Raw genomic sequence first — 25,878 nt, 5'->3', positions numbered from 1 at the left:
GTGCGCCGCTAGTCCGCGCACCGGGAGAGTCGCCGGCCCAGCTCCGCAATCGTCGGGTTGTCGGCGTAGAGCTCCTCACTGGCGCGCACCCCGAACTCCTCCTCGGCGCGGATCGCCAGCTCAATCCGGTCGAGCGAGGAGATTCCCAGCTCAACGAGTGTCTTGCCGGGATCGACCTCGTCGCCGGTGATGCGCGAGATGAGCCCGGCGAGGCGCGCATCAAAGCTCTGCTCGTTCTCCTCGACGAGTGCCTCTAGGTTCAGTCGCTGCGATAGCTCCATGCACCCATATATACACTGACCGCATGTACCAACCCTTCGCCGCCGTGCGCACGCTTTACGACGCCCGAAAGCGCCTCTTCGAGGGCACATCCCACGTCGGGCTGCGCTATGACCGCACCGGCGTTGTGCGCCGCGGGGACGTCTCCGTGCGCTACTACGAGCGCGGGCCAGCCGACGCGAGGCTCTCCATCGTCTACGTCCACGGTTTCAACATCTCCTCGGAGGCCTTCTACATGCAGGTCGAGGAGCTTGCTCTGCTGCCCGTGCGCCAGGTTCTTGTTGATTACCGTGGCCACGGGCACAGCTCCCGTGCGGAACCGGAGGCCTGCACCGTCGACGCTGCCGCCGATGATGTCTACGCGGTGCTCGTCCACCTTGGCGTCGATGGTCCACTCATCGTCGTCGGCCACTCGCTCGGCGGGCCCGTTTCGCTTTCGCTCATGCGCAGGCACGGCGACTTGGACGTCGTCGGCAGCGTGCAGATCTCCTCGGCTGTCGATCCCTTCGCCATGCAAGGGCTGCCGCAGATCCTCGCCGGTCCGGTGGGAAAGCTGCTCGAGGCCGGGTTGCGTGCGGGTTTCGGCGAGGGCCTGCGCGTGGCGATCATGCACGCCCTCGCGCCGCTGCTCGCGCTGGGCTTCTACTTCCGCCCGGTGGACTACGACATCGTCAAATTCCACGCCGCGATGATCGAGAAGACACCCCTGGCCACCTACGCCGGCTTCTTCGACGACCTCATCGAGCACTCCGAGGCCGGTGCCGCCGACGTCCTCGCCGGGCTTCCGGGCTACATCCTCGTCGGCGAGCGCGACGCCGTCGCGCCCGTCTCGCAGTCGACCCGGCTCGCGTCGTTGTGGCCGGGGGCGTACCTGCAGGTGCTCCCCGAGAGCGGGCACATGCCGCCTTTCGACGCCCCCGGGGCAGTCTCCACCGCGATCGTGCGCCTCGCGTCGCGCTTCGTGTCGTCGTAGCCCTGCTGGGGGAGGACCTTAGCGTGCATTTGTGCGTGTCAGCACCTATTGGAAAGAAGCCCGAGACGCTCCTTCAAAAGAAGAAGCCCATACCGAAGGAACCGGATTGGCACATCCATTGGAGGAGCGGGCGCTGCGCAACGTCGGTGGTGCGCAGCGCCTCAGCGCCTAGGGGCTACTCGCCGGTACCGCCGTTGGGATTGGTCGCGGTCGGGTCGTCGATGTGCAAATCCTTGGCGGCCTGCGCCGCAACGGACATGTCGATCTTGCCCTCGTTGGCAAGCCCCATGAGGGCCGCGACGACCATCGACTCGGCGTCGATGTTGAAGAAGCGGCGCGCCGCCTCGCGGGTGTCGGAGAAGCCGAAGCCGTCCGCACCCAGCACGATGTACTGGCCCGGCACGTAGGGGCGGATCTGCTCCTGCAGGTCGGTGGCGAAGTCCGAGGTTGCAACGTAGGGGCCCTCGGTCTGCTTGAGCTGCTTGGTGGCAAAGGGCTCGCCGACGTCCTCGCCCGGGTGGAGGAGCTTCTGCTTGTTCAGCGCCGCGCCGTCGCGGGCGAGCTCGACCCACGAGGTCACGGAGTAGACGGCGGCACCGACGTCGTAACGCTCCTGCAGGATCTCCTGGGCTCGCAGCGCCTGCTGCATGCCCACGCCGGAGGCCAACAGGGAGACGCGGTTGGCCTTCTCTGCTCCGCGATCGAAGAGGTAGATCCCCTTGTGCAGGCCCTCGACGTCGAGGTTCTCGGGGCGCGCCGGCTGGTGCGTCGGCTCGTTGTAGACGGTGATGTAGTACATCACGTCCTCGCCGCCGCCTTCGCCGTACATGCGCTCGATGCCCTTGGACACGAGGTAGGGCATCTCGTAGGCGAACGCCGGGTCGTAGCACACCATCGCCGGGTTCGTGGAGGCGAGGATGTGGGAGTGGCCGTCCATATGCTGCAGGCCCTCGCCGAAGAGCGTGGTGCGCCCGGCGGTGGCACCGATGATGAAGCCGCGGGCGTGCTGGTCGCCGGCCGCCCAGAAGTTGTCTCCGGTGCGCTGGAAGCCGAACATCGAGTAGAAGATGTACATCGGGATCATCGGCTCGCCGTGGGTGGCATAGGAGGTGCCGGCCGCGATGAAGGACGCCGAGGAACCATCCTCGTTGATGCCCTCGTGGAGGATCTGGCCGTCGGTGGCCTCGCGGTAGGACAGCTGCAGGTCGTGGTCTACCGGGGTGTAGTTCTGGCCCACCGGGTTGTAGATCTTCAGCGTCGGGAACCAAGAATCCAGGCCGAAGGTGCGGGCCTCGTCCGGGATGATGGGAACCAGGCGCTTGCCAATCTCGGGTTCTCGGGTGAGCGTCTTGAACGCGCGCACGAGCGCCATGGTCGTGGCCACCTTCTGCTTGCCCGAGTCCTTGAAGCTGGCGCGGAAGGTCTTCTCAAAGTCGGGGAGCGTCAGCGGGGTGTAGGCGGTGCGGCGCTCCGGCAGGTAGCCGCCGAGCTCCTCCCGGCGCGCCTTGAGGTACTTGATCTCCTCTGAGTCCTCGCCCGGGTGGTAGTAGGGCGGCAGGTAGGGGTCTTTTTCCAGCTCTTCATCGGAAATCGGGATCTGCTGGGTGTCGCGGAAGAGCTTCAGGTCGTCGAGCGTGAGGCTCTTCATCTGGTGGGTGGCGTTGCGGCCCTCGAAGTTGTGCCCGAGGCCGTAGCCCTTGATGGTGTGGGCGAGGATGACCGTCGGCTTGCCCTTTGTCTCAAGCGCGCGCTTGTAGGCGGCGTAAACCTTGCGGTAATCGTGGCCGCCGCGTCGCAACGCCCAGATTTCCTCGTCGGTCATGTCCTCGACAAGCTTCGCGGTGCGCGGGTCGCGGCCGAAGAAGTGCTCGCGGACGTAGGCGCCGTCGTTAGCCTTAAACGTCTGGAAGTCGCCGTCGCGGGTGGAGTTCATCAGGTTGACCAGGGCGCCGTCCTCATCCTTCTCAAACAGCGGATCCCATTCGCGGCCCCACGCGATCTTGATCACGTTCCAGCCGGCACCGATGAAGAAGGCCTCCAGCTCCTGGATGATCTGGCCGTTGCCGCGCACGGGGCCGTCGAGGCGTTGCAGGTTGCAGTTAATGACAAAGGTGAGGTTGTCCAGCCCGTAGAGCGGTGCCGTCTGGATGAGGCCGCGCGATTCCGGCTCGTCCATCTCGCCGTCGCCCAGAAACGCCCAGACGTGCTGCTTGTCTGTCTGCTTGATGCCGCGATCGTGGAGGTACTTGTTAAAACGTGCCTGGTAGATCGCGTTCATCGGGCCCAGGCCCATGGACACCGTCGGGAACTCCCAGAAGTCCGGCAGGCCCTTGGGGTGCGGGTAAGAGGGCAGGCCGCCCTGCGGGCGGGAGTGTTCCTGGCGGAAGCCGTCGAGGTCGTCCTCGCTGAGCCGGCCCTCAAGGAAGGCGCGGGCGTAGATGCCGGGGGAGGCGTGGCCCTGGACGAAGATCTGGTCGCCGCCCTGCTCGGCGTCCTTGCCGCGGAAGAAGTGGTTGAAGCCGACCTCGTAGAGGGCGGCGGCGGAGGCGTAGGTGGAGATGTGGCCGCCGACCTTGATGCCGGGGCGCTGCGCGCGGTGGACCATGATCGCAGCGTTCCAGCGCATCCAACGGCGGTAGCGCTTCTCCAGCGCCTCATCGCCAGGAAACTCGGGCTCGAGCTCGGTGGGTATCGTGTTGACAAAGTCCGTCGACGACAGTGCGGGGAGCGGCACGCGCTTCGCTGAGGCCCGCTCAAGCAGGCGCAGCATGAGATAGCGGGCGCGCTCCGGGGAGGAGTTTGCCAACAACCCGTCTAGGGAGTCCATCCACTCGCGGGTCTCCTCCGGGTCTTGGTCGTGTAGGTACGCGGCGACGCCCTCCCGGATCATCTCGATATGAGAGCCGCTCTGGTTGTCGTCGGTGCGGTGGGCGGTGTTCGGGTTGTCGGTCACGCCAAGCCTCCAGACTGATCTGTTTTCCAATACACATCGATTCTACCCCCGTTTTTGCACCAAGTGTGGGGCAATCGGCGGCCCTAGCGGGTATTCTGCTGGTAGTTGAAAACACGCGAGATTGAGGAGGATTTCAAAGGTGGGCACCCCGAGTGCTTTAAGCTACGCGCAGCGGCTCGGAATCTCCGGAGACGTCGTCGTCCAGGAAATCGGTTGGGACGAAGACGCGGAGACCGCAATTTCTGAAGACATCGAGGATGCTATTGGGTGCCCGCTGCTTGACGAAGACGCCACCGAGCTCTGCGATGTCGTGTTGCTCTGGTTCCGTTCCGATGACGGCGACTTGGTCGACGCGCTTGTCGACGCCTCTCGGAACCTCTCCGACGGCGGCAAGATCTGGCTCATGACACCGTCCCCGCACGCGCCTGGCGGGGTGCAGCCCGGCGAGGTCTCCGAATCCGCCAAGCTCGCCGGTTTCGTGCCCACCAAGGTCGATCGGCTCGGCTCTTGGCAGGGGGCCTGCCTAACCAGCACGAGCGTGAAAAAGTAGGCGTTTTGTCTGCAGTTTGTCGCCCGTGCTAGAGTGCTCTGGCACGCGCCGTTAGCTCAGCTGGAAGAGCAACTGGTTTACACCCAGTAGGTCGGGGGTTCGAGCCCCTCATGGCGCACAGAAGATTTCTCCGCCTCAACCCGGACAGGTCAACTCTCGGGGGCTGCGCCTAAACTTCCCGCATGTTCGGGGCATCCGGGTTGAGGGGGAAGCGGGGGCCCGAGGACACCTCCCGCTCCACCGCCTCCGCCAGCGCGTCCCCGCCCGGGCCGGAGCTAGCGAACAGGGTCACAGAATGGGCGTCTAAGTCGTCGTGCTCGACCGTAATTGCGGTGACTCCGGCTGGTACGACCGCGGCGATGAGGTCGAGCTCCGGGGCCTGTGCGAGGTCGTAGTCGACGTCCGCGACGTCCCAGTCGCCGACGCGCAGCCGCACAGAGCCGGTCGTGTCAGTATCGGGCAGCGCGACGAACTCGGTGAGCTCCGTGCCTGCGGCCCGGCACAGCTCCGCGGCGCAGTCGCGCAGCGCGCGAAGGGATACCCTCGGCACCACGCCGGTATCGCACCACACGCGCGTAAACATCAGCGCCTCGTCGGGGTCGCGCAGCGTCGCCATCGTGGTGATCGGGTGGGCCCGGAAGGCGGGCAGGTCATCGACAAGAGCGTCTTCGACGTCGTCCCGCTCGATGTCGCAGGAAAGAGTGATGCCCGCCCCTTCGAGCAGGGCGAGGGTCGAATCTAGCAGGTCGGTCACGGTCTATCCCCTTTCTTCCTCCCTATCGTAAGCCCGGGACCAGGGGTTGCGCCTGGCGTGCGCGTAGCGCTCGCGGGCGTACACCGCGGGATCGGGGCCTCCGGCGGCGGGGATGTCGGCGCGCAGCTCGTCTTGCTCCGCAGCGAAGCGGCGCCGCTCGCGGGCCTCGGCGACGATGAAGTAGATGAGCCCGGCCGGCGCCATGATGCCGAACGCGATCCACTGCAGGCCGTAGGAGAGGTGGTTGCCCGTCTCCAGCGCCGGCAGCGGGATGGCCTCGAGGACCCCGGGTTCGCCGGGGGAGAGCTGCAGGTAGGAAGGGGCGAGGGGGAGGCCGCTTGCCTCCGCGACCTGGGCGGAGCTAATCGCGTAGACCATGTGGTGGCCCTGGTCGGTCATGGGGGCGGAGGGGTGCGGGGGTTCGTCGACACGCAGCATGCCCGCGATCGTGACCGTGCCGGGCGGCGCCGACGCATAGGAGGGCACCACCGTGCCGCCCTTGTCGGCCGGCACCCAGCCGCGGTTGACCACAAACGTCGGCCCGCCGTCGACGGCAAACGGCGTGAGCACCTGGAACGCCGGGGTTTTCTCCACCGGGCGCAGCCGCAGCAGCACCTCGCCCTCCGCCAGGTAGTGGCCGGTCATGGTGACCCGGGTCCATTCGTCGCTCGGGTCCAGCGTGCCGCCGGGCGCGACCTCGGCGTAGGGGATCGGCTCGTGCTCGAAGGCCGCGGAGATGTGCTCGTTGCGCTCAACCAAGCGCTCGTTCTTGCCCAGCTGCCAGGGCGCGAGGAAGGAAAACGCGAAGTAGGAAAAGGCCGCGACGAGGATCGCGGCGATGGCCCACCCGGGGGTGAGAAAGGTCTTCCTCATACTCGCTCAGTCTAGCCGGGCGCGCACCCATTCGATAATGCCTTGCGTGCAGGCTTCGATCTCCCGCCGCACGGTGGAAAACCCTTCCGGGCCGCCGTAGTAGGGGTCGTCGATACCGGCGCCCTCAGGAGCGGCCGGGTCGAAAGAGCGCATGAGCCGGATCTTGCCCTCCGGCACGCCGCGGGCGACGAGCTCGGAGACGTGGCGGGGAGCGAGGGCGACGATGAGGTCGGCGGCCTCCTGCTCGAAGCCGAACTGGCGGGCGCGGTGGCGCGAACCGTCGTAGCCGTGGGCGGCGAGCTCGCGGGTTGCGCGCTCGTCGGCGGGCTGGCCGACGTGCCAGCCGCCGATGCCCGAGGAGGCGACCTCCACGGCGGCGCCGAGCCCGGCGTCGTGAAGTGCTTGGCGCACGATGACCTCTGCCATCGGCGAGCGGCAGATGTTGCCGGTGCACACGAAGTTGATACTGATCCGCTGAGAAGGCTCAGAAGGCATTGACGATCTCCTCGAGCTCGCGCGCTGTGCGCGCCACGTACGTGGCCTCCTCGTACTCCTCAGGGGCGCCGTAGCCCCACGTCACGGCCACCGAAGGGAGGCCGAAGTGGGCGGCGCCGTGAAAGTCGTGGAGCCTGTCGCCGACCATGAGCGGCCGCTGAGGCTTCACGCTGGCGAGCACGTGCGCGATGACGTCGACCTTGCGCTTGCGCGGCCCGCGCTCCTGCGCCGCGCCGAGAAAATCGATGTGCGGCAAAATCCCCGCGCGCTCCAGGGCCAGGCGGGCATACCCCTCGCCCTTCGAGGTGGCGGTGGCGAGCTCGAAGCCTCGGCCCTTCCACCCGGCCACCAGCTCGGCCACGCCGGCGAAGACGGTGAAGTTGGCCCAGCCGCCGTTTTGCATGTAGTCGTCGTAGGCCGCCATGGCGCGGCCGACCTCGGCTGCATCCATCCCTAGGGAGGCCATCGTCTCCGTCATCGGCGGCCCGGGGATGCGCCGGATGAATTCCTCGGCGGGGTGGGTGTAGCCCACGGCGTCGAGCCCGCGCAAAAAGCCTTCGCGGATGCCGGGGAAGGAGTCAATGAGCGTGCCATCGACATCGAGCAGGAGGGTGGTGCGCATGCCCTCTAGCATGGCATCTTTGTAGGCTGGACGCATGCCTGTTACCACCGTTGCCGATGTGATCGCCGCGCTCGATGCCGCCTACCCGCCTGCGCTTGCCGAAGACTGGGACCGGGTGGGCCTGACCTGCGGCGACCCGGCCGCGCCCGTGCGCAAGGTGGCCTTCGCGCTCGATTGCACCCACGCGGTCGCCCAGCGCGCCGTGGAGGTGGGGGCGCAGATGCTCGTCGTCCACCACCCGTTGCTTCTGCGCGGGGTGAGCTCGGTGGCGGCGAACACGCCGAAGGGCAAGGTAATCCACACCCTCATCGTCGGCGGGTGCGCACTCTTCGCCGCGCACACCAACGCGGATTCCGCCCGCCCCGGCGTCTCCGACGTCCTCGCCGAGCTCGTCGGCATCCCCCCCGGCCGGCCGATCAAGCCGAAGCGGCTCGGCGGGATCGACAAGTGGGGAGTCAACGTTCCCGAGCACGCCGCCGACGCCGTTGCCGAGGCCCTCTTCGCAGCCGGGGCGGGCCGGATCGGGGACTACGAGCGCTGCTCGTTCCGCATCGAGGGCACCGGCGAGTTCACCCCGCTGCCAGGCGCCGACCCGGCCGAGGGCAGCGTGGGCGCGCACCACTCCGGGCCCGAGGTGCGCGTCGAGTTCGTTGCGCCTTCGCGGCTGCGCCGCTCGCTTATCGACGCCCTGCGCAGCGCCCACCCCTTCGAGGAACCCGCCTTCGACATCGTCGCGCTGGAAGACGACACCCCGCTCGAGCGCGCCTGCGGGCTCGGCCGCATCGGCGAGCTACCCGAGCCGATGACGCTGCGGGAATTCACCCAGCAGGTCGCCGACGCCCTGCCGGCCACCGCCTGGGGAGTGCGCGCCGCCGGGGACCCAGACCAGATCGTGCGCACGGTGGCGGTCTCCTCGGGCTCCGGCGACGGGTTCTTGGCAGATGCGGCCGCACTGGGTGTTGATTGCTACGTCACCTCGGACCTGCGCCACCACCCCGTCGACGAGCACCTGCGCGCGGGCGGGCCCGCCGTGATCGATACCGCCCACTGGGCCTCGGAGTTTCCGTGGACGCGGCAGGCGGAGGGTATCGTGAAGGCTTTGGACGTGGAGACCGAGATCATTGATATCCGCACGGACCCCTGGACCGTCTCCGCCCACCCCGCGAACTGAAGAAGGAGCGCAACCGTGAACCTCTCGCCAGACCTGCAGCAGGTCTTGCTCTCGCTTGCCACTGCCGAGCGCGCCCAGTCCCACCCCCGCGCGAGAACCGCGGAGGAAAAGGAACTTCAGGCCCTGCTCTCACAGCGCGAGGGCTTGGCCTCCGCAGCTGCCGCAGCGCAGCTCGCCGTCGACGACCTCGAGCTGGAGATCCTGCGCATCCAGGAGGACGAGCGCAAGCTGAAAAAGCGCGACCTCGATGACAAGCACCAGCTCACCGCCGAGACCGACCCGGAGCGCCGCAAGGACCTCACCCATGACCGCTACGCCACGAAGTCGCGTCTGGCGGACCTCTACTACGAGCTCAAGGAGGCCCACGGCGAGGTCAAGGCGCTGCGCAACAACCGCGACGTCCACGGCGCCCGGCTCGACGAGATGGATCGCAAGATCGAGGCTGCCCGCCGCGCGGTTGATGCCCTGCCGGAGCGCGAAGTGGCCGACACCGCCGCGCTGCGCGCCAAGCTCCCCGCAGACGTGCTCTCGCTCTACGACGACATCGGGGCCGCCTCCTTCAACGGACGCACCTGCAACGGCTGCTTCATTACCCTGCCTGCCGCCGAGCGCCGGGAGGTTCTCACCGCCGACGACGACGAGGTGCCGCCGTGCCCGAACTGCGGCACCCTCCTCGTGCGCGTGGGCGCGGGGGAGTAGGGCGGTGAAAGTCACAGTCTACACCGACGGCGGATCCCGCGGCAACCCCGGCGTTGCCGGCTCGGGCTCGGTCGTCTACTCCGAGGCAGGCGAGACCCTTGCGGAGATCGCCTACGTCGTGGGGCAGAAGTCTTCCAACAACGTCGCCGAGTACCACGGCCTGCTGCGCGGGCTCGAGGCCGCGCGCGACCTCGGAGCCACCGAGGTCGACGTCTACATGGACTCCAAGCTCGTCGTCGAGCAGATGAGCGGGCGCTGGAAGATCAAGCACCCCGACATGCAGGAGCTGGCGCTGGCCGCCCGCGCGCTTGCAGGCGGGTTTACCTCGGTGACCTACACCTGGGTGCCGCGCGCGAAGAACAAGAAGGCCGACGAGCTCTCCAACGTGGCCATGGACGCCGCGGCCGCCGGCGCCGACCCCGGCATCGTCGGCGCCGCGCCCGCGACACCGAAGGACTTCTCACCTGCATCGCTTAGCGACGCCCCCCGCACCCGCTTCATCCTCCTGCGCCACGGCCAGACCCAGCACTCCGTGGAGAAGGTCTACTCCGGCTCCTCCGACCCGGCGCTCACCGAGGCCGGGCGCCAGCAGGCCGAGCGCGCCGCCCGCGCCTTGGCGTTACTCGGGCCGGTCGACGCCATCGTGAGCTCCCCCCAGGCCCGCGCCCGGGAGACCGCCGAGGTGTGCGCCCGCGAGCTCGGCGTTGCCGAAGTATCGGGTAATGACGGTTTCCGTGAGGTCGACTTCGGGGCCTTTGAAGGCCTCACGCGCGACGAATGCGTGGAGCGATATGGTGAGGAGTTTGGGGCGTGGGAGGCGTCGATAAGCGTCGCCCCGCCTGGCGGCGAATCGCTCGCCGCGCTGCACAGGCGTGTGACCCGCGCGCGGCTGAAGCTGCAGGAGGCTCACGCCGGCAAGACCGTGCTGGTGGTGACCCACGTCACTCCTATTAAGTCCGTGCTGCGGCAGGCGCTTGGCGTCGGCGGCGAGGTCTTCCGGCACGTTTTCCTCGACCTCGCGGGCGTGAGCGTCGTTGATTTCTACGGCGATTTTGGTGTCGTGCGCTGCGTCAATGATGTTGCGCACCTGCGGTAGGGTATAGTTTTTTGCGCGAATGAGTCGGCCGGGTGATCGCGGCCCCCCGAACCGCCGTGTCAACGGTCAGGCGGGGGACCGAGGAAAGTCCGGACTCCGGAGGGCACGGTGGTTGCTAACAGCAACCCGGAGTGATCCGCGGGAAAGTGCAACAGAGAGTAGACCGCCCGCCTTTTCTAAGGTGGGTAAGGGTGAAAGGGTGCGGTAAGAGCGCACCGGCATGTGTGGTGACACGCGTGGCCAGGTAAACCCCACCGGGAGCAAGGCAAGAGCCCCCGCTTGTTTTGAGCGGAGGTCGTCGGACGCGATGAGGCGGCCCGCCCAGTCCGAAGGTAGCTGCTTGAGGCCCCCAGCGATGGGAGGTCCAGATGGATGATCGCCGCCTGGTTTCCAGGAACAGAATCCGGCTCATAGGCCGGCTCATTCGCGCTGTTCCTTCGGCCCAAACCCGGACGGGTAAACTGCCGGTTGCTCAGCCTAAACCCGGAGCACGTTCGGGGTATCCGGGTTGAGGTGGAACGGAGATATCCACAGGGGTCGGGGTTATCCACAGGCGTGTGGCCCCGTGCCGTGACACCGATGACAACCCGTGGCATGGTGTGTGCGCATGGGGGACAACAACAACGCAGCGGTGAGACTTCTGCCCTTGGTGCTAGATACGCGCCGCCTTACCAAGAGCGACGGGCAGATTCGGAAAGACATCGCAGACGGCAAGTACGAATTTCTCGCTCCCACGCAGGTTGTGGCCAAGGAGCACGTCCGGCGGCTCGCCCCGTGGCACGCCTTTTTCCTCCGGGCCTTCGCTGTCGGGCGGAGCATGCGCACGGGGGTCGTGGTTTCTCGCGCAGCGGCCGCTCTGCGGGGGATGTGGGTGATAGGGGCGCACGATCTGCCGGTCGAGGTGGCGTTGCCGAGCGGCGGGACACCGTCGCGGCGAAAGCGCATGCCGAACGTGCGTTACCGTGAAGCTACGTTTCGCCGCGACGAGATTGAGGTGATTCACGGGGTACGCACGACGAGCGTGATCCGCACCTTCATCGACATCGCGCGCTACCACGGGTTCCCCGACGGCCTCGTGGCGGCGGATTGGTTGCTCTCCCAGGCAGGCACGTCCTACGCCAACATTCAGGCAGAAATCGACCGGATGGGGCGGTTTGTCGGCAAGAAGAGGGTGATCGAATGCGTGAAGTGGGCGTCGAACCGCGCGGATTCGCCCCACGAGTCCCGCTTCCGCGCCCACCTAATTGAACGGGGGATTGGCGGGTGGACGTTCCAGCCTGCCATTGGGAGGTTTCGGCCGGATTTTCTTTTCGACGACTTCCTGATCGTCGAGATCGATGGACGCTCCAAGTACACCGAGAAGACCGCGGAGGTGCTCATGCGCGAGCGCGACAGGGAGCGCGAATTGATCAACCAGGGCTACGTCTTTTTGCGCTTCTACCCGCAGGAGATAGCCGCCGACATCGACGCCGTGCTGGCACAGATCGCGCAGGCGCGTAATGCACGGGGGCGTGGCCGGGGTTCAGGGTAAACCCGCATACCCCGAACTTGCCCGGGGTTTAGGCCGAGCAGCCGCGGGTTGACCCTTCTGGGTTGAGGGGGAGCGCTCCGCCCCACGGCCCCCGCATGCCCGAACTACCTCTCGGCGGTGAGCCCGCGCACGAGGTAGCGCTGGAGGAAGAGGAAGACCACGAGCATCGGGATTACCGCGATGAGCGCGCCGGTGAAAAGCTCCGGAAGGCGGGTGTTTTGGCTGGTCATGAACTGGCTGAGGGCGACTTGCACCGTGCGCGTGTCGTCCCGGCCGACAAGGCTGGGCCAGAGGAAGGCGTTCCACGCCCCGATGAGCACAATGGTGCTCACCGCCGCGATGATGCCCTTGGAGTTGGGCACGACGATGCGCCAGAAGGCTCCCCAGGGGGAGGTGCCGTCGATAAGCGCTGCGTCCTCGAGCTCCCTGGGGAAGCTGAGGAAGTACTGCCGGAAGAGGTAGGTCGCGAACGCCGAAAATGACCCCGGAATGATGAGGCCGCGGAAGGTATCGATCCAACCCAGCTGAGCTGTCATGATGAACGTGGGCACGAATGTCATCGTGGCGGGCACCATGAGGGTGAGAAGAGTTGCGCCCAGGAAAAACCTCGAGAGCCGATGGGTGTACCGGGCCAGGGCGTAGCCGGCCATGAGGCTCACGCACACGGTGAGCGTGGTCTGGCCCAGCGCCATGACCGCTGAGTTGCCGAGTGCGCGGACGATGCCGATGGAATCGTTGCCCAGCAAAGAGCGCACGTTGGTGAAATCGAGCTGGTCCGGCAGCCAGTTCCATGTGGGGGAGGCGATGTTCCTCCGCGTGGAAAACGCGTTGCGGAAGATCACGTAGAACGGGAAGAGGAACAGCGCGGCAAGCGCGAATAACACCACGTAGCGCGCCACGTTCCACACAGTGTTGGGTCTCATGGGCGGCTTCCTTTCAGCTGCTGACGCGCCGCGCGCTCCTCACGGCCCAAAAGCCAGCTCTGGGCGAGGGCGAACGCGGCGATGAGCACGGCGAGAATCACCGTGCCCGCCCCGCCGAGGCCGAGGTTTTGCTGCCCGCCTCCGAAGGAGATGAGGTAGAGGTGGACAAGCGGGGGCCGGGCGTAGGGCGGGTAGCTATCGACCGTTCCCAGCATGTTGTAGAACTCGTCGAACGCCTGGAAGGCGTTGATGAGCAGGAGCATGAGCACTGCCACGCTCGTCGCGCGCAGTTGCGGGAGCGTGATATAGCGCAGCATGCTCCACCCCGACGCGCCGTCGAGAGCCGCCGCCTCGTAGGTGTCCCTCGGAATCTGGTTGAGCCCGGCGATGATAAGGATCATGTAGAAGCCGACCTGAAGCCAGAGGCGCACCGAGACGATGGCCACCCAGTACAGGCTGGTCGTTCCATCCAACCAGGCGATGTTCTCGCCGCCGAGCGACCGGCTGACGACGTTGGCCAAGCCGAAGGGGGCGTTGTTGAAGAAAGCGAGGCGCCAGATCAGCGCAGCGATGACGTAGGACACCGCCGTGGGCATGAAGAACACGGACCTGAAGAACGCGCGGCCCCACGGGAGGTTGTCCAGCAACAGCGCTAGCCCCAGCGAACAGACATAGGTCAGCGGCACGATGAGCAGCGAGAACACCACGAACACCAGCAGTGACCTGGTGAACAGCGGGTCGGCGAGGAGCTGGCGGTAGTTGCCCAGGCCGACAAAGGTAGTGGGGGTTGCGGTGTTGCGGGCCTCGAAGAAGGACAGGTAAGCGCTCCAGATGACGGGGGCGTAGACGAACACGACGAGGCCTACGGCAAAGGGGGCGATAAACGCCAGGAACCACAGGTTGTGCCCCTGGCGCACTCCCCGTCTGTAGAACTTCATTACTGCTGGAGCTTCCCGAGCTCTTCTCGTGCCTGCTTCTCAAAGCCGGAAAACTCGCTACGCGGGTCGGCGTCCTTGAGCACGACATTACTTACCGCCGCGTTGAATGATTCACCCAGGGTGCCCGACCACATGATGTCGTTGGTCACCCCGTTTTCCTTCACAAAGCGCACCGCGTCGGCCCCCGGCCCGCTGGAGAGGGTGTCGCTACGATCGGCGAGGGCGTCCTTCGCAGGGATGTGCGTGCCGTACGCGGTGGCGAAATCGAGCTGCTTATCTTCCTGGTCGACCCACAACCACTTGACGTACTTCTTTGCCTCCTCGACGTTTTCGCTCTTGGCGTTCACGCTCGCGCCGAATGCTCCGAAGGGCACGACCGGACGGCCGTTCGCCCCGATGGCGGGGAAGGCGATGACGCCGAAGTCGTCCCCGAGCGCCTCCTCCACCTCGGGCAGGGCCCATAGGCCGGTCCACTGGAAGGCGGCCTCGCCGTTGATGAACGCATCCGGGGAGGACCAGTCGTTGGACGCCCCGCGGACAACCGCGCCGGACTTCACAAAGTCGCGGTAGGACTCGAGCGCACGATAGAAGTCCTCGTTGAGGAAGGCGACATCGGTTCGGTCGTTGTTGAGCTGCTCGTTGCCGGACGCCCAGAGCAGAATCGTGCCCAGCACGCCCACGCCTGCGTCGTTGCCCGCGAAAAATCCGCCGGCCGTGCCCTTCTTGTCGACGGCCTGTGCCGCGGCCACGAGCTCATCAAACGTCTTTGGCACATCCACACCGGCCTCCTTGAGCAGGGACGGGCGGTAGTAGAGCACCTGCATGTCGATGGCCTGGGGAACGGCGTAGAACTTTCCGTCGTGTTCGAATCGTTTGATCACCGACTCGTTGAATTGGTCCTTGACGGGCTCCACGATATCCGTGAGGTCCGCAAGCTGGCCCGAGCGGATCATGTCGAGGGATCCGCCCTGCTCGAACTCGAAGACGTCGGGGGCGTCATCGGTGAGCAGCGAAGAGCCGAGGACCGAGCCGTAATCGCCGGGCGTCCACTGCACCTTCACCTCCGCGTCCGGGTAGTCGGCGGCGTAGCCCTCGACCGCCTTTTTCACCCCCGGCTCGCCGTACTCGTGATACCACTGGGAGAGCGCGACGCCGCCTTTCTCATCGGGCGAAGGTGCGGTGCCGGCGGTGTCTGAGGTGGGGCTCGATTGGCATCCGGAGACGAGAGCGGCAACCGTGAGGGTTGCCGCCGCCATGAGCGACCAGCGGCGGCGAGGGCGCGCGAGCGACGGGGTGTTCATGTACAAAGTCCTCCTCATTGAGAAAAAGCGCATGGCCACGGCCGTGGGTGAATGCGAGGTCAATCCCGCTCATCCGCACCCCGGCCGGCGGCCCGCGTTGAGATGCACGATACGAAAAAGAGTACAGATCGCGCGAAGGGCAGGTAGCCTATAGTATTCACAGTTTAACCAACGCTTGGGAGACGGTATCCACCCCGCCCTGCGCCCCGCCCCGATCTCTGCAAAAATGGCTGGCTATGAAACTGTATGCGGCGCCATTGGACTTCCGAGACATCGCCAGCGAGTTCGGCGTGCCCACGGACTTCGCCCCTGAGCTGCACGAAGAAGCCCGCCGCCTCGGCGACGCCTGTGCCGATTCGCGCCGCGACGCCCGCGACATCGCGTTCGTCACCATCGACCCGCCCGGCTCCATGGACCTCGATCAGGCGGTGTGCATCGCACGCACTGAGAGCGGCTATACGGTGTTCTACGCCATCGCGGATGTCGCCGCCTTCGTGGAGGGCACGGACAACCGAATCAAGGAGGAATCTCTCAAGCGCGGCCAGACGATCTACCTGCCCGACGAGCCGGCCCGGCTGCACCCGGAGGAGCTCAGCGAGGGCGAGGCCTCGCTGCTACCCGATGTCGACCGCCCGGCCGTGCTGTGGACCTTCCACCTCGACGAGAAGGCCGAGGTAAAAGGGGCGCACGTGGAGCGGGCGCTCGTGCGCAGCCGGGCGCGGTTCGACTACGACGAGGTGCAAGAGGCTGTGGATCGGGGCGAGGTGCATGCGTCGATAAGCATGCTCGCGGAGGTGGGTCGGCTGCGGCAGGAAAGCTCCGAGCGCCGCAACGCCATCAACCTGCGCCTGCCCAGCGTGCGCGTGATGGAGACCGAGGAAGGCCGCTTCGAGCTCGTGATCGAGCCGCGTCACCCCGTGATGGATTACAACTCGGAGATTTCGCTGCTCACAGGCATGGTCGCGGGCCAGATGATGGTGGACGCAGGCAAGGGCTTCCTGCGCACGCTCGGCCCGGCCGGCGAGGGCGCGGAAGCCGAGTTCCGCACGGAGGTGCGCAACCTCGGTTTCACGATCGGCGACGACGAGGAGATTGGCACCTTCCTCGCGCGTATCGACGCCGACACGCCCCGCGGCATGGCAGCCATGCGCGAAGCCCAGAAGCTGCTGCGCGGGGCGGGATATATCGACCTCGACGAGAAGGCCCCGGAGGTCCACGCCGGCATCGGTGGCTACTACTCGCACGTCACCGCGCCGCTGCGCCGGCTCATCGACCGCTACGCCACCGAGGTCTGCCTTGCCATCTGCGCGGGCACCGAGGTCCCCGAGTGGGTTACTGACGGCGCCGCCGAGGTCGTCAAGACGATGCAGCGCACCTCGCAGCTGGCCAACACGGTCGACCGCGCATGCCTCAACCTTACCGAGGCGACGGTGCTCAAGCCCTGGGTGGGGCAGAACTTCCGTGCGGTGGTGCTCAAGACGGAAAGCGAGCGCGACCAATCGCGGATCTTCGTGAGCGACCCGCCGGTGCTCGCCCCGTGCCTCGGCCAGCCCGAGGAAGGGGAGGAGACGAACGTGAGCCTGATCCGCGCCAGCGTGGAGGAACGCGAGGTGGCCTTCGCCTGGCCGGCGGATTAGGAGAATCGCTCGACGCGCGCCGGGCCTCCCGGCGTGATCTCGGCACATGTGTAATCCCGGGGCAGCGCAGCGGAAAACGCCTCGCCCTGTTCCTGGGGCACATAGGCGATGGCCGCGGAGGAATAGCCCGCCGCCGCCGGGCGCGCACAGGTGGCTCCCGCCGCGAGCGCAGCTGCGCAGGCGCTACCGGCAGCGGGGTCGGTGCCGATAAGTTCGGCGAAATCTACCGTACGCATCGCGCGCAGCGCCCTGGCTATCGCCTGCGAGCGCGCGGTGTCCGCGGTGGCGGTCTCGATCCACGCGCGCACCGCTGCGGGCGCGGGCGCGGTCTCGTCCCCGCTGACCTCGCGGCGCGCAGAGACCCACTCGACAACCCGGTTGGCGGCGCCCGGGAGCTGGCGCAGCGATGAGACACCGAAGTTCGTGCAGGCGGAGTCGATGAACGCGCGGCGTTGAGCGATCTCGTCGGCCTGATCGGCATACGGGGCGCCGGTGTGCGCGGAGAGCGTAAAGGCGCGCAGCCCCAGCCGATTCGGGTGGGGGGCCTGGGTGACGGAACCGTCAGCGTAGTCGATCACGCTGACGTGCTCCCCGGCCCCGCGCAGCGCCGCGGTGTGTCGGGCCCGGAGGACCGGCAGGTGGCCGTGGATAGCCGCAGCGGCGGAGCAGGTCTCCGCGAGGCGGGCGCGCGTTGGGGCGGTCCCGAGCTCGTCGACCCCCGCGTACTGGGCGAGCGCGAGGGCTATCGCGGCGTCGGCGGCGTGCACCACCCCGAGCCCCAGCCCGGCGGGAGCCTCGGTGACGACGGTGATGTCGAGCCCTGGGGTCTCGCGCGAGAGCAGCTGGCGCGCCATCATCGTGCGCACGAGACCGCCCACACGCTCCGGGGACCGCAATGTCAGCGGAGCGTTGCCGGGGGTGTGGGCGCGCACGACGAGCTCGTCGTCCTCGCGCGGGGAGACCGCCGTAAAGACCCTGAGGTGCGATTGCCCCACGATGGTCACCCCGCCGTAGTGGTCCACCCCCTCGCCGGAGACGACCCAGGTCAAAGGCGCGGAGGCGGCAGCGCGCGGCTCCTGCCCGGCAGCCTCGGCGTGCAGCCGCGCGGCGTCGCGGGAACTTTCGGTCGGTTGCACGGACATGAACACACCTCCACCTTTCGATTTCGCTCGCTAGACTACCAAGGAGCAACGACAACCCGAGGCGTAAGGAGAACCTATGGCAGACGAGCAGTTCTACTACAACCCCTCCACCGGGGAGGTCACCCAGGGTAAAGAGGCGGCGTGGGACGATCGCATGGGCCCGTACGCCACCCGCGAGGAGGCTCAGGCAGCGATCCAGACCGCGCGGGAGCGCACGAAGCGTGCCGACGCCGCAGAAGAAGCCGACGAGAACTGGGGCAAGCCGGCCTCCTGGGAGCGCTAGGAGATCTTGGAGAAGGCCTTTTTGACGTCGCGAATCGCGGCGTGGTAGCCCTCCAGAGCATCCTCGCCGCGGCCGAGCTCGCGCTGGTAGAGCATGCCGTAGGCGAAGGTGTCCTCGCCGCGCTCGCGAGCCTCATGGGCGAGGCGTTCGATGCGGTCGCGCGAGGTCACGGCGTCTTGGAAATCACCAAGCAAAGACTGCAAGGTCTTGCACGCCTTGGCTAGGCGGCCGGAGGAGATCCCGGCGCCCTCCGCGGCGACGGCGGCGTAGCGCAGCTTCTTTGCGGCCTTGCGCACGTCGTGGACGTAGTCCTCGCGCTCGTGTAGCGGCAGGGAGGTGTCGTGGAAGTGCTCCTCGACCTTCTCGTGACGCTTCATCACCTTCTTGTAGCCCTTCTTCAGGTGCTTGACCAGCACGTCGTCGGGCTCGCCACCGCCGTCTTCGTCTTCGTCATCGTCGTCTGCCACCGCGGATTCGGACAGCGGGGGGTTGGCGAGGAGCTCGTCGATGTCGTCGAGGAGGTCGAGGAAGCGCTCGGAGTTGAGCATCTCGACGATCGCGGCGTGCGCGGCCTCGTAATCGGTGCGCATGTCGCCGCGGATGTGGGCGGCGGCTGTGGCGTCAATAAGCCCAGAGGCGTCGGAATCGAGCAGCTCGACGAAGCGCTCCTCAACGACCTCCGCGTCGCGCGCGATACCGAGCGTGGCCGCGACGTCTTTGAGCTCGGATTCAAGGGAGCCTATCTCCTCGCCCTCCAAGATGCCCTCGAACGTCTCGAGGAGTGAGCGCATCTCGCGGGTGGACACGCGCATCTGGTGCACGGAGTCCCACTCGTCCGCGCGAACCCGCGGGTCCCACGCGACGATGGCGTCGCGGTGGCCACGCAGCGCCGAGATCACGGCACCGGCGGGCGTTTCCGGGTCGAGCTCGGCACCTTGCAGGTGCGGGGGCAGGGGGGCGAGGTCGTAGGACTCGCCGAGGGCGGTAAACAGCTTCGACGGGGAGGAGGACTTCCGCGCGCCGGCGGCGATGAGGAAGTTCTCCGCCTGGTGGATGAGTCTCGCGCCGTCCTCGGTGCCGGAGGTGAACTCGCTGAGCTCGACCTCCCACTCGCGCCAGCCGGTGCGCTGGCCGCCGGGCAGAAGCGACCACGCGGTGACGTGGTCGTCACAAAACTCGGCGACGACCTCGCCAGTGGCCGAGCCGAGGCAGGTGACCACCCGGCGGTTATCCACCTGCGCGATGGGGGAGAGCGGCGCGTTGCGCACGATCGCGCGGACGTGGTCGAGCAGCTCCGCGGGAATCTCCAGCGGGGTGGCGAGCTCGGCGCGCAGCTCCGCGCGGGCCGCACCGCTCGGCAGCTTGAGGTGCCAGCCTGCGTCGTTTCCGCCGGTGCGGCGGCGCAGTGTGATCTTCGCCCGCGTGAGGCGCAAATCCTCGGTGTCGTAGTAGATTGCGGAGAGGTTGTGCTCCTGCGTGCCAAGGATCTTCTCGACGCCGGGCAGCGCAGTGAGGTCGGGAACGGCCGTGTCCTCGTCGACGGCGAGCTTGACCTCTACCTCGAGGAAGGTCTCGATGTCATGTTTCTTGGAATCTTGTCCAGACATTAGGATGCAGGCCTTTCTATACAACATGTGCTCACCGGCGAGCTTACCCGAGCACCGCGCAGATCCCGCCCGTGAATGTCGCGGCGGGCGACTACTGTGGTGGAGCATGAACAGCCAACAGGAAAACGTGCTGCAAAAGGTCGACGAGCAGGACATTTCTTTTATTCGTCTGTGGTTTACCGATATCTTCGGCTCGCTCAAGACCATCATGATGTCCCCGGCGGAGCTCGAAGCAGCCTTCGACGAAGGGGTCGGGTTCGACGGCTCGTCCATCGAAGGCTTCTCGCGCATCTCCGAATCCGACACCTTGCTGCGCCCGGACCCCTCGACATACCAGCCGATTCCCTTCGATGAGGAGGACGGGCTGCAAACAGCGCGGATGTTTTGTGATATCACGATGCCCGATGGCGACCCGCTCTTCGCCGACCCGCGCCAGGTGCTGCGCAGACAGACCCAGGCGGCGAGGGAAGCCGGGTTTGAATGCCACGCCAGCCCGGAGATTGAGTTCTACGTGGTCAAGCCGGGCGAGCCGGGCGTGCCGCCGCGCCCGGCTGACTTCGGAGGGTATTTCGACCAGGCGAAGCGCAACGAAGCACCGAAGTTTCGCCGCCGCTCGATCGCGGCGCTGGAATACATGGGCATAGTCACGGAATTTTCCCACCACGAGGCCTCACCGGGTCAGCAGGAAATCGACCTGCGGCACACGGACGCGCTCACCATGGCCGATAACGTGGTCACGTTCAAATACATTGTGAAGACAACCGCCGAGGCCAACGGCGTGCACGCCACGTTCATGCCCAAACCCTTTCCTGCCTTGGACGGCTCGGCGATGCACACGCACTTTTCCCTTTTCGAGGGAGACCAAAACGCGTTCCACGACCCGGATGACGAGATTTCCTTATCCAAGACGGGCCGGCAGTTCATCGCCGGAATCATCGAGCACGCGAACGAGATCTCCGCGGTGACCAACCAGTGGGTGAACTCGTATAAGCGGCTCCAATTCGGCTCGGAGGCGCCCACGGCGGCGACGTGGGGTGTATCCAACCGTTCCGCGCTTGTGCGCGTGCCCACTTACCGGCTCAACAAGTCGGAATCGCGCCGGGTCGAGGTGCGCTCGCTCGATTCCGGCTGCAACCCCTACCTCGCGTTCGCCGTGGTCTTGGCGGCGGGGCTGCGCGGGATCACGGAGGGCTACGAGCTCGACGAGCCCGCGCGTGACGACGTCTTCTCGCTGACCCACCGGGAGCGCCGCGCTATGGGGTACCGCGACCTGCCGACCTCGCTGGACCAGGCGCTGCGCCGGCTTGAGCAATCCGAGTTCATGGCCGAGGTCTTAGGTGAGCAGGTCTTTGAATTCTTCCTTCGCTCGAAGTGGGACGAGTGGCACTCCTATACCTCCCAGATCACCCAATGGGAGATCGATAACAACTTAGACCTCTAGGACCGATCCGAAAACTATAGTTCTATAGACATGACGCGTTCGTTCCCCCTGACCGACCCGCACACGGCCCAGGACCTTGAGGACCTTGGGCTGGCCGAACACCGCGCCACGATCCTCGCCGCGGCCGACCCGCACCTTGCCCTCAACAACGCCGTGCGCCTCAAGGCTGCGCTGGGGCGCGACTACGAGGAGTTGCGGGCCCGCGTGGCCGGCGATGCGCTACTCCGCGTCCGCCTCTTTTCGCTGCTGGGCGGCTCGACCGCCCTATCCGACCACCTCGTGGCCAACCCGCACGAGTGGAGGCAGCTCGGGCTGGACCTGCCCACGCCTGCAGAGGCGATGCGTACCATGCTCGGGTGCGTCGAGGCGCGCCCGGTGCGCGGCGGGAGCGCCGAGCTCACCGCCGCGGGAACCTACCTCGCCGGCGCGAGGTTCGAGGATCGGGCGGAGGCCAAGGCCGCGCTGAAGATGACCTACCGCACCTTGATCATGCGGGTCGCGGCGGCAGACCTCGCCGGAACCTACCCCTTGCCGCGCTCGGCGGGCGAGGACGAGCGGGTGCCCATGCTGGGCTACGACGCCATCACGGGGACCCTCACCGCCTGCGCGGACGCGGCCCTGACCGCAGCGCTCGCCGTCGCCCACCGAGTCGTCTTCGGCGACGCCGAGGCCGATTGCTCTCTTGCCGTTATCGCGATGGGCAAATGCGGGGCGCGGGAGCTCAACTACATCTCCGATGTGGACGTCATCTTCGTCGCAGAACCGGCTAGCGCCACCGCAACCAAGCTCGCCAGCGAGCTGATCACGATCGGCTCCGCCTGCTTCTTCGACGTCGACGCCAACCTGCGCCCGGAAGGCAAGTCGGGGGCGCTGGTGCGCACTCTCGACTCCCACCTCGCCTACTACACGCGGTGGGCCGAGACGTGGGAGTTCCAGGCGCTGCTCAAGGCCCGGCCGATGACCGGTGACCTCGAGCTGGCGAAAGCCTACATCGATGCGCTCGCCCCGCTTGTGTGGGGTGCGAGCCAGCGCGACTCCTTTGTTGAGGACGTCCAAGCCATGCGCCGCCGGGTGCTCGACAACGTCCCTGCGGACATGCGGCAGCGCGAGCTGAAGCTCGGTCAGGGGGGCCTGCGCGACGTCGAGTTCGCGGTCCAGCTCCTCCAGCTCGTCCATGGCAGGTTCGACAAGTCACTGCGCCAGCCCAATACGGTGCGCGCGCTCGAGGAGCTCATGGCGGGCGGCTACGTGGGGCGCGAGGACGGGGCCTCGCTGAGTGAAGCCTACGGTTTCCTGCGCCTGCTGGAGCACCGCCTCCAACTTCAGCGCTTCAAGCGCACCCATAGTCTCCCCGAGGACGATGACGAGGCCGGACGACGCTGGCTGGCGCGGGCGGCGGGCTTTACCCCGGAGAAGGGAAAAAGTGCCACCGAGCGGATGGATGCCACGCTGCGCAAGCTGCGCAAATCTGTCTCCCAGCTGCACGAGCGATTGTTCTACCGCCCTCTGCTCGGCGCGGTCGTGGGGCTTACGGCCGACGAAGCGGCGCTGACCCCCGAGGCGGTGAAGACGCGGCTCGGCGCGCTGGGCTACCGGCACCCCGAGCGCGCCTACGAGCACCTCAGTGCCCTGGCCAAGGGCAGCTCGCGCAAGGCCAAGTTGCAGGCGATCCTCCTTCCGACGCTGATGACCTGGCTCGGCGATACCGCTGACCCAGGCGCGGGGCTGCTCAACTACCGCAAGCTCTCGGAGGCGGCGAAGGGGAAGAAATGGTTCCTGCGCACCCTGCGCGACGAAGGAGTGGTGGGGCAGCGCCTCATGCACATCTTGGGCACATCGCCCTATACCGCGGACCTCATCATCTCCGCCCCCGACGTGGTGCCGCTGCTTGGGGACGGCTCCGCGGGCCCGAAGCTGCTGGAAGCCGCCCCCGACCAGGTCTACAAGGCCATCCTGGCCGCCACCAAGCGGCACGAAGACCCCGACCAGGCCGTCTCCATCGCCCGGGCACTGCGTCGCGCTGAGCTCGCCCGCATCGCCGCGGCCGACCTCCTCGGGTTCATGGATGTCCGCCAGGTGTGCATGGAGCTGACGTGGGTGTGGGACGCGGTGCTGGAGGCGGCGCTGCGCGCCGAGGTCCGGGCAGACCTGTTGGTCAGCGGGGAGGCGGAGCCGAAGGCGCGCATCGCCGTGATCGGCATGGGACGGCTCGGCGGGGCTGAACTGGGCTACGGCTCAGATGCCGACGTCATGATCGTCGCCGAGCCGTGCGCGGGAACCCCCGAGCCAGAGGCGCTGGCGTGGGCAACGAAGATTGTTGACGCCATGCGCTCCCGCCTCTCCAAGCCGTCCGGCGACCCTCCCCTCGAGGTTGACCTGGGCCTGCGTCCCGAGGGGCGTTCCGGCGCGGTCGTGCGCACGATTGCCTCCTACGAGCGCTACTACCGGCAGTGGGGAGAGGTGTGGGAAAAGCAGGCGCTCCTGCGGGCCACGGACGTGGCCGGCGATAGCGAGGTCGGAGTCGCCTTCCTCCACGCCATCGACCCCTACCGCTACCCGGAGGGCGGGCCCACCAGGGACGACGTGCGGGAGATCCGCCGCATCAAGGCACGAGTGGACGACGAGAGGCTCCCGCGCGGCGCCGATCGCGCCACGCACACCAAGCTCGGCCGTGGGGGCTTGGCGGACGTCGAGTGGACGGTGCAACTGCTCACGATGATGCACGCCCATTCCTTCCCGCAGCTGCACAACACCTCAACACTGGAGGTGCTCGACTTCCTCGAAGAGCTCGATAACCCGGACGTGATCCGCGCCGACCAGGCCCGCACTCTGCGCGAGGCGTGGTTGGCGGCCACCAACGCCCGCAACGCCTTGGTGCTCGTGAGCGGCAAGCGCACCGACCAGCTGCCCGCGCCGGGCCCGCAGCTCGCCCAGGTCGCGGGCTCGGCCGGGTATGCCCCAGAGGACCAGCAGCAGTTCCTTGAGGACTACCTGCGCATCACCCGCCGCGCCCACCGGGTCGTCGAGGAGATCTTCTGGGGAGAGGCGCCCTCGCTCGAGTTCGACTAGCACGCCTATACTCGGGGCGCATGGGTGTGAAACTGAGCATTGACGTGGGCACCGCGACGTTCGCGGACCTCGCGGCTCTGGTCGACGCCGCGCGGGCGGCGGGTATCGACGCGCAGGCCCCGATCAGCCTGCGCGACGGCGCGCTGGGCGTGGAGGTAGAGGCGGCTCAAGGCGTCGATAAGCAGGCGAAGCCAGCCCCGCACGCCCGCCCACTCGGCGACGCCGCGCTGCGCTCCGTCATTGAACTCCTTAGCGAGCGGGCCGAGCCCCCTCGCTAGCGCCGCCCCGGCCGACGAGGTGGCGGGCGTAGAACATGCCCGCGAGCAGCAGCACCCACATGCCCAGCACGGCAGCCCAGGCGATGCGGAAGTTACCCCAGGTGTAGTTTCCGTCGGGCGCCGTGGCGTCGAGTAGCAGGCCGATGACCTGCGTGGCAATCATACCGGCGGCGAACCCGCCCATGTTGCCCAGCCCCGTGCCGGAGGCGACGACGCTGCGCGGCATGCGCTCGCGGACGTTGTCGAACCCGAAGTTGGAAATCGGGGTACACACGCCCATGATGACCGCCACGATCAGCGCCGCGGCCATCCCGCGCGGCTGCGTCGAGGCGAAGAACACCGCCCAGGTGATAAAGTGCACCGCTGAAATCGCGGCGGCAGCGAGGTCGCGGTTCTTGCCCGCGCGGGCCGAGATGGGGGCGAGGAAAGGCCCGCCGAGCGCCGTGGCAAAGGTATAGACGGTCAGCACCGTGCCCGCCTGTGTGGGGCTCAGACCCATGCCTTGGACCATGATCGGCATGCCCCACAGCAGCGTGAAGGTGATCATGAACATCATGCCGAGGCCGTGAATCGCGAACGCCTCCCAGCACAGCGGGGAGCGCAGCACGATCGAGAGGATCTCGCGTATCGACGGCCCGCGGGAATCCTCCCGGGCTTCCTCCACGGGATCGGGGGTATCGGCGATGGCGACAAGCGCGAGGATGGCGATCAGCGCCGCGACAGCGCCGAGGGAGACGAAGGCCACCGTCCAGCCTTCGGCGTGCAACAAGGCGAGGAAGGGTACCGCGGAGATGAACTGGCCGAGCTGCCCGATGGCGGAGGTGAGCTGCGTAAACAGCGGGGTGCTGCGCATCGGGAACCAGGAGGGGAGCAACCGCAGGGCGGAGACGAACGCGGTGGCGTCGCCGGCGCCGATGAGCACGCGGGCGAGGATAGCGACCGGGTAGGAATCCGTGAAGCCGAGCAACACCTGGCCTAGTCCCATCACCAACGCACCTACGACCATGATGAGACGCGGGCCAAACTTGTCAATGAGCAGCCCGACGGGGATCTGTACAAGCGCGTAGACGCCGATTTGCACCGCGGTGAACACGGCGACGCGGGAGGCATCGACCTCGAATCGCTCTATCGCGTCGATGCCGGCAACGCCGAAAGATGTGCGCCCCGTAATCGCGACGACATAGACGGCGACGGCGGCCAGCCACACCGTGAGTGCTTTGATGGTGATCTGCTCTCTCGGGTCGCGTCGCTCCATGACTGCGA

The 25,878-nt window shown here is 67.0% G+C and carries 23 protein-coding genes, 1 tRNA gene and 1 other RNA gene; 13 read left to right on the top strand and 12 right to left on the bottom strand.

The window, feature by feature from the left end:
- Nucleotides 1-8: 8 nt before the first annotated feature.
- Nucleotides 9-281 (bottom strand): acyl carrier protein, encoded by a 273-nt coding sequence (locus C3E79_RS07950; RefSeq protein ID WP_108404430.1) that lies wholly within the window; start codon nucleotides 279-281, stop codon nucleotides 9-11.
- Nucleotides 282-304: 23 nt separating this feature from the next.
- Here C3E79_RS07950 and C3E79_RS07945 point away from each other — a divergent pair, with 23 nt between their 5' ends.
- Nucleotides 305-1,252, top strand: coding sequence for an alpha/beta fold hydrolase (locus tag C3E79_RS07945; protein ID WP_108404429.1), 948 nt, complete (start codon nucleotides 305-307; stop codon nucleotides 1,250-1,252).
- A 175-nt stretch (nucleotides 1,253-1,427) separates the two neighbouring features.
- On the opposite strand, the gene aceE is transcribed toward C3E79_RS07945, so the two are convergent.
- Nucleotides 1,428-4,142: a pyruvate dehydrogenase (acetyl-transferring), homodimeric type gene (aceE, locus tag C3E79_RS07940; protein WP_108405121.1), complete on the bottom strand. Its 2,715-nt coding sequence runs from the start codon at nucleotides 4,140-4,142 to the stop codon at nucleotides 1,428-1,430.
- Nucleotides 4,143-4,344: 202 nt separating this feature from the next.
- Between aceE and C3E79_RS07935 the strand changes: the two genes are divergently transcribed.
- On the top strand, nucleotides 4,345-4,755 hold the full coding sequence (locus tag C3E79_RS07935; RefSeq protein ID WP_108404428.1) for a DUF3052 domain-containing protein: 411 nt from the start codon (nucleotides 4,345-4,347) through the stop codon (nucleotides 4,753-4,755).
- Between the two features lie 45 nt (nucleotides 4,756-4,800).
- A tRNA-Val gene (locus C3E79_RS07930) sits at nucleotides 4,801-4,873 on the top strand.
- Nucleotides 4,874-4,924: 51 nt separating this feature from the next.
- Here C3E79_RS07930 and C3E79_RS07925 read toward each other — a convergent pair.
- Genes C3E79_RS07925 through C3E79_RS07910 form a run of 4 tightly spaced genes read right to left on the bottom strand, consistent with a single transcriptional unit; the run spans nucleotide 4,925 to nucleotide 7,499 of the window.
- Complete coding sequence (locus C3E79_RS07925; RefSeq protein ID WP_108404427.1) at nucleotides 4,925-5,509, bottom strand: hypothetical protein; 585 nt, start codon at nucleotides 5,507-5,509, stop codon at nucleotides 4,925-4,927.
- Nucleotides 5,510-5,512: 3 nt separating this feature from the next.
- Nucleotides 5,513-6,382, bottom strand: coding sequence for an SURF1 family cytochrome oxidase biogenesis protein (locus tag C3E79_RS07920; protein ID WP_108404426.1), 870 nt, complete (start codon nucleotides 6,380-6,382; stop codon nucleotides 5,513-5,515).
- Nucleotides 6,383-6,388: 6 nt separating this feature from the next.
- The gene (locus C3E79_RS07915; RefSeq protein WP_108404425.1) at nucleotides 6,389-6,877 is read right to left on the bottom strand and encodes a low molecular weight protein-tyrosine-phosphatase; all 489 of its coding nucleotides are present in this window, start codon (nucleotides 6,875-6,877) and stop codon (nucleotides 6,389-6,391) included.
- Nucleotides 6,867-7,499, bottom strand: coding sequence for an HAD-IA family hydrolase (locus C3E79_RS07910; protein ID WP_108405120.1), 633 nt, complete (start codon nucleotides 7,497-7,499; stop codon nucleotides 6,867-6,869). The genes C3E79_RS07915 and C3E79_RS07910 overlap by 11 nt, the downstream gene beginning before the upstream one ends.
- Nucleotides 7,500-7,533: 34 nt before the next feature.
- On the opposite strand from C3E79_RS07910, the gene C3E79_RS07905 reads away from it, so the two are divergent.
- The 5 genes from C3E79_RS07905 to C3E79_RS07885 all read left to right on the top strand — a co-directional run bounded on the left by C3E79_RS07905 (nucleotide 7,534) and on the right by C3E79_RS07885 (nucleotide 11,996).
- Nucleotides 7,534-8,670, top strand: a complete 1,137-nt coding sequence (locus tag C3E79_RS07905) for a Nif3-like dinuclear metal center hexameric protein (protein ID WP_108404424.1) — start codon at nucleotides 7,534-7,536, stop codon at nucleotides 8,668-8,670.
- A gap of 15 nt (nucleotides 8,671-8,685) precedes the next feature.
- Complete coding sequence (locus C3E79_RS07900; RefSeq protein WP_108404423.1) at nucleotides 8,686-9,369, top strand: zinc ribbon domain-containing protein; 684 nt, start codon at nucleotides 8,686-8,688, stop codon at nucleotides 9,367-9,369.
- Between the two features lie 4 nt (nucleotides 9,370-9,373).
- Nucleotides 9,374-10,465: a bifunctional RNase H/acid phosphatase gene (locus C3E79_RS07895; protein WP_108404422.1), complete on the top strand. Its 1,092-nt coding sequence runs from the start codon at nucleotides 9,374-9,376 to the stop codon at nucleotides 10,463-10,465.
- Between the two features lie 20 nt (nucleotides 10,466-10,485).
- Nucleotides 10,486-10,892, top strand: an RNA gene (rnpB, locus tag C3E79_RS07890) — RNase P RNA component class A.
- Nucleotides 10,893-11,114: 222 nt separating this feature from the next.
- Nucleotides 11,115-11,996, top strand: a complete 882-nt coding sequence (locus C3E79_RS07885; protein WP_235840609.1) for an endonuclease domain-containing protein — start codon at nucleotides 11,115-11,117, stop codon at nucleotides 11,994-11,996.
- A gap of 104 nt (nucleotides 11,997-12,100) precedes the next feature.
- Here the strand turns inward: C3E79_RS07885 and C3E79_RS07880 are convergent, their stop codons facing one another.
- Genes C3E79_RS07880 through C3E79_RS07870 form a run of 3 tightly spaced genes read right to left on the bottom strand, consistent with a single transcriptional unit; the run spans nucleotide 12,101 to nucleotide 15,158 of the window.
- Nucleotides 12,101-12,919 (bottom strand): carbohydrate ABC transporter permease, encoded by an 819-nt coding sequence (locus C3E79_RS07880; protein ID WP_108404420.1) that lies wholly within the window; start codon nucleotides 12,917-12,919, stop codon nucleotides 12,101-12,103.
- The gene (locus C3E79_RS07875) at nucleotides 12,916-13,857 is read right to left on the bottom strand and encodes a carbohydrate ABC transporter permease (RefSeq protein ID WP_108404419.1); all 942 of its coding nucleotides are present in this window, start codon (nucleotides 13,855-13,857) and stop codon (nucleotides 12,916-12,918) included. The genes C3E79_RS07880 and C3E79_RS07875 overlap by 4 nt, the downstream gene beginning before the upstream one ends.
- On the bottom strand, nucleotides 13,857-15,158 hold the full coding sequence (locus C3E79_RS07870) for an ABC transporter substrate-binding protein (protein WP_108404418.1): 1,302 nt from the start codon (nucleotides 15,156-15,158) through the stop codon (nucleotides 13,857-13,859). Before C3E79_RS07870 ends, C3E79_RS07875 begins: the two co-directional genes overlap by 1 nt.
- 236 nt (nucleotides 15,159-15,394) lie before the next feature.
- On the opposite strand from C3E79_RS07870, the gene C3E79_RS07865 reads away from it, so the two are divergent.
- Nucleotides 15,395-16,795, top strand: coding sequence for an RNB domain-containing ribonuclease (locus C3E79_RS07865; RefSeq protein ID WP_108404417.1), 1,401 nt, complete (start codon nucleotides 15,395-15,397; stop codon nucleotides 16,793-16,795).
- Here the strand turns inward: C3E79_RS07865 and C3E79_RS07860 are convergent.
- On the bottom strand, nucleotides 16,792-17,937 hold the full coding sequence (locus C3E79_RS07860) for a galactokinase (RefSeq protein WP_108405119.1): 1,146 nt from the start codon (nucleotides 17,935-17,937) through the stop codon (nucleotides 16,792-16,794). The genes C3E79_RS07865 and C3E79_RS07860 overlap by 4 nt on opposite strands.
- Before the next feature lie 76 nt (nucleotides 17,938-18,013).
- Here C3E79_RS07860 and C3E79_RS07855 point away from each other — a divergent pair, with 76 nt between their 5' ends.
- Complete coding sequence (locus C3E79_RS07855; protein ID WP_108404416.1) at nucleotides 18,014-18,220, top strand: hypothetical protein; 207 nt, start codon at nucleotides 18,014-18,016, stop codon at nucleotides 18,218-18,220.
- Here C3E79_RS07855 and C3E79_RS07850 read toward each other — a convergent pair.
- The gene (locus C3E79_RS07850) at nucleotides 18,217-19,827 is read right to left on the bottom strand and encodes a CYTH and CHAD domain-containing protein (protein WP_108404415.1); all 1,611 of its coding nucleotides are present in this window, start codon (nucleotides 19,825-19,827) and stop codon (nucleotides 18,217-18,219) included. The two genes, C3E79_RS07855 and C3E79_RS07850, sit on opposite strands and share 4 nt — an antisense overlap.
- Before the next feature lie 106 nt (nucleotides 19,828-19,933).
- Between C3E79_RS07850 and C3E79_RS07845 the strand changes: the two genes are divergently transcribed.
- Genes C3E79_RS07845 through C3E79_RS07835 form a run of 3 tightly spaced genes read left to right on the top strand, consistent with a single transcriptional unit; the run spans nucleotide 19,934 to nucleotide 24,615 of the window.
- Nucleotides 19,934-21,268: a glutamine synthetase family protein gene (locus tag C3E79_RS07845; RefSeq protein ID WP_108404414.1), complete on the top strand. Its 1,335-nt coding sequence runs from the start codon at nucleotides 19,934-19,936 to the stop codon at nucleotides 21,266-21,268.
- 30 nt (nucleotides 21,269-21,298) lie between these two features.
- Nucleotides 21,299-24,337 carry a bifunctional [glutamine synthetase] adenylyltransferase/[glutamine synthetase]-adenylyl-L-tyrosine phosphorylase gene (locus tag C3E79_RS07840; protein WP_108404413.1) on the top strand — a complete coding sequence of 1,013 codons (3,039 nt, stop codon included), beginning with the start codon at nucleotides 21,299-21,301 and terminating at the stop codon, nucleotides 24,335-24,337.
- A gap of 20 nt (nucleotides 24,338-24,357) precedes the next feature.
- Complete coding sequence (locus tag C3E79_RS07835) at nucleotides 24,358-24,615, top strand: hypothetical protein (protein WP_146183378.1); 258 nt, start codon at nucleotides 24,358-24,360, stop codon at nucleotides 24,613-24,615.
- Here the strand turns inward: C3E79_RS07835 and C3E79_RS07830 are convergent.
- A complete protein-coding gene (locus tag C3E79_RS07830; RefSeq protein ID WP_108404411.1) occupies nucleotides 24,587-25,870 on the bottom strand; it encodes an MFS transporter in 1,284 nt (427 codons plus the stop codon). The genes C3E79_RS07835 and C3E79_RS07830 overlap by 29 nt on opposite strands.
- Between the last annotated feature and the right edge of the window lie 8 nt (nucleotides 25,871-25,878).

Origin of the sequence: Corynebacterium liangguodongii, from assembly GCF_003070865.1 — a bacterium.
In the GTDB taxonomy this organism is placed as follows: Bacteria; Actinomycetota; Actinomycetes; order Mycobacteriales; family Mycobacteriaceae; genus Corynebacterium; species Corynebacterium liangguodongii.
This window is presented reverse-complemented; position numbering and strand designations above follow the sequence as displayed.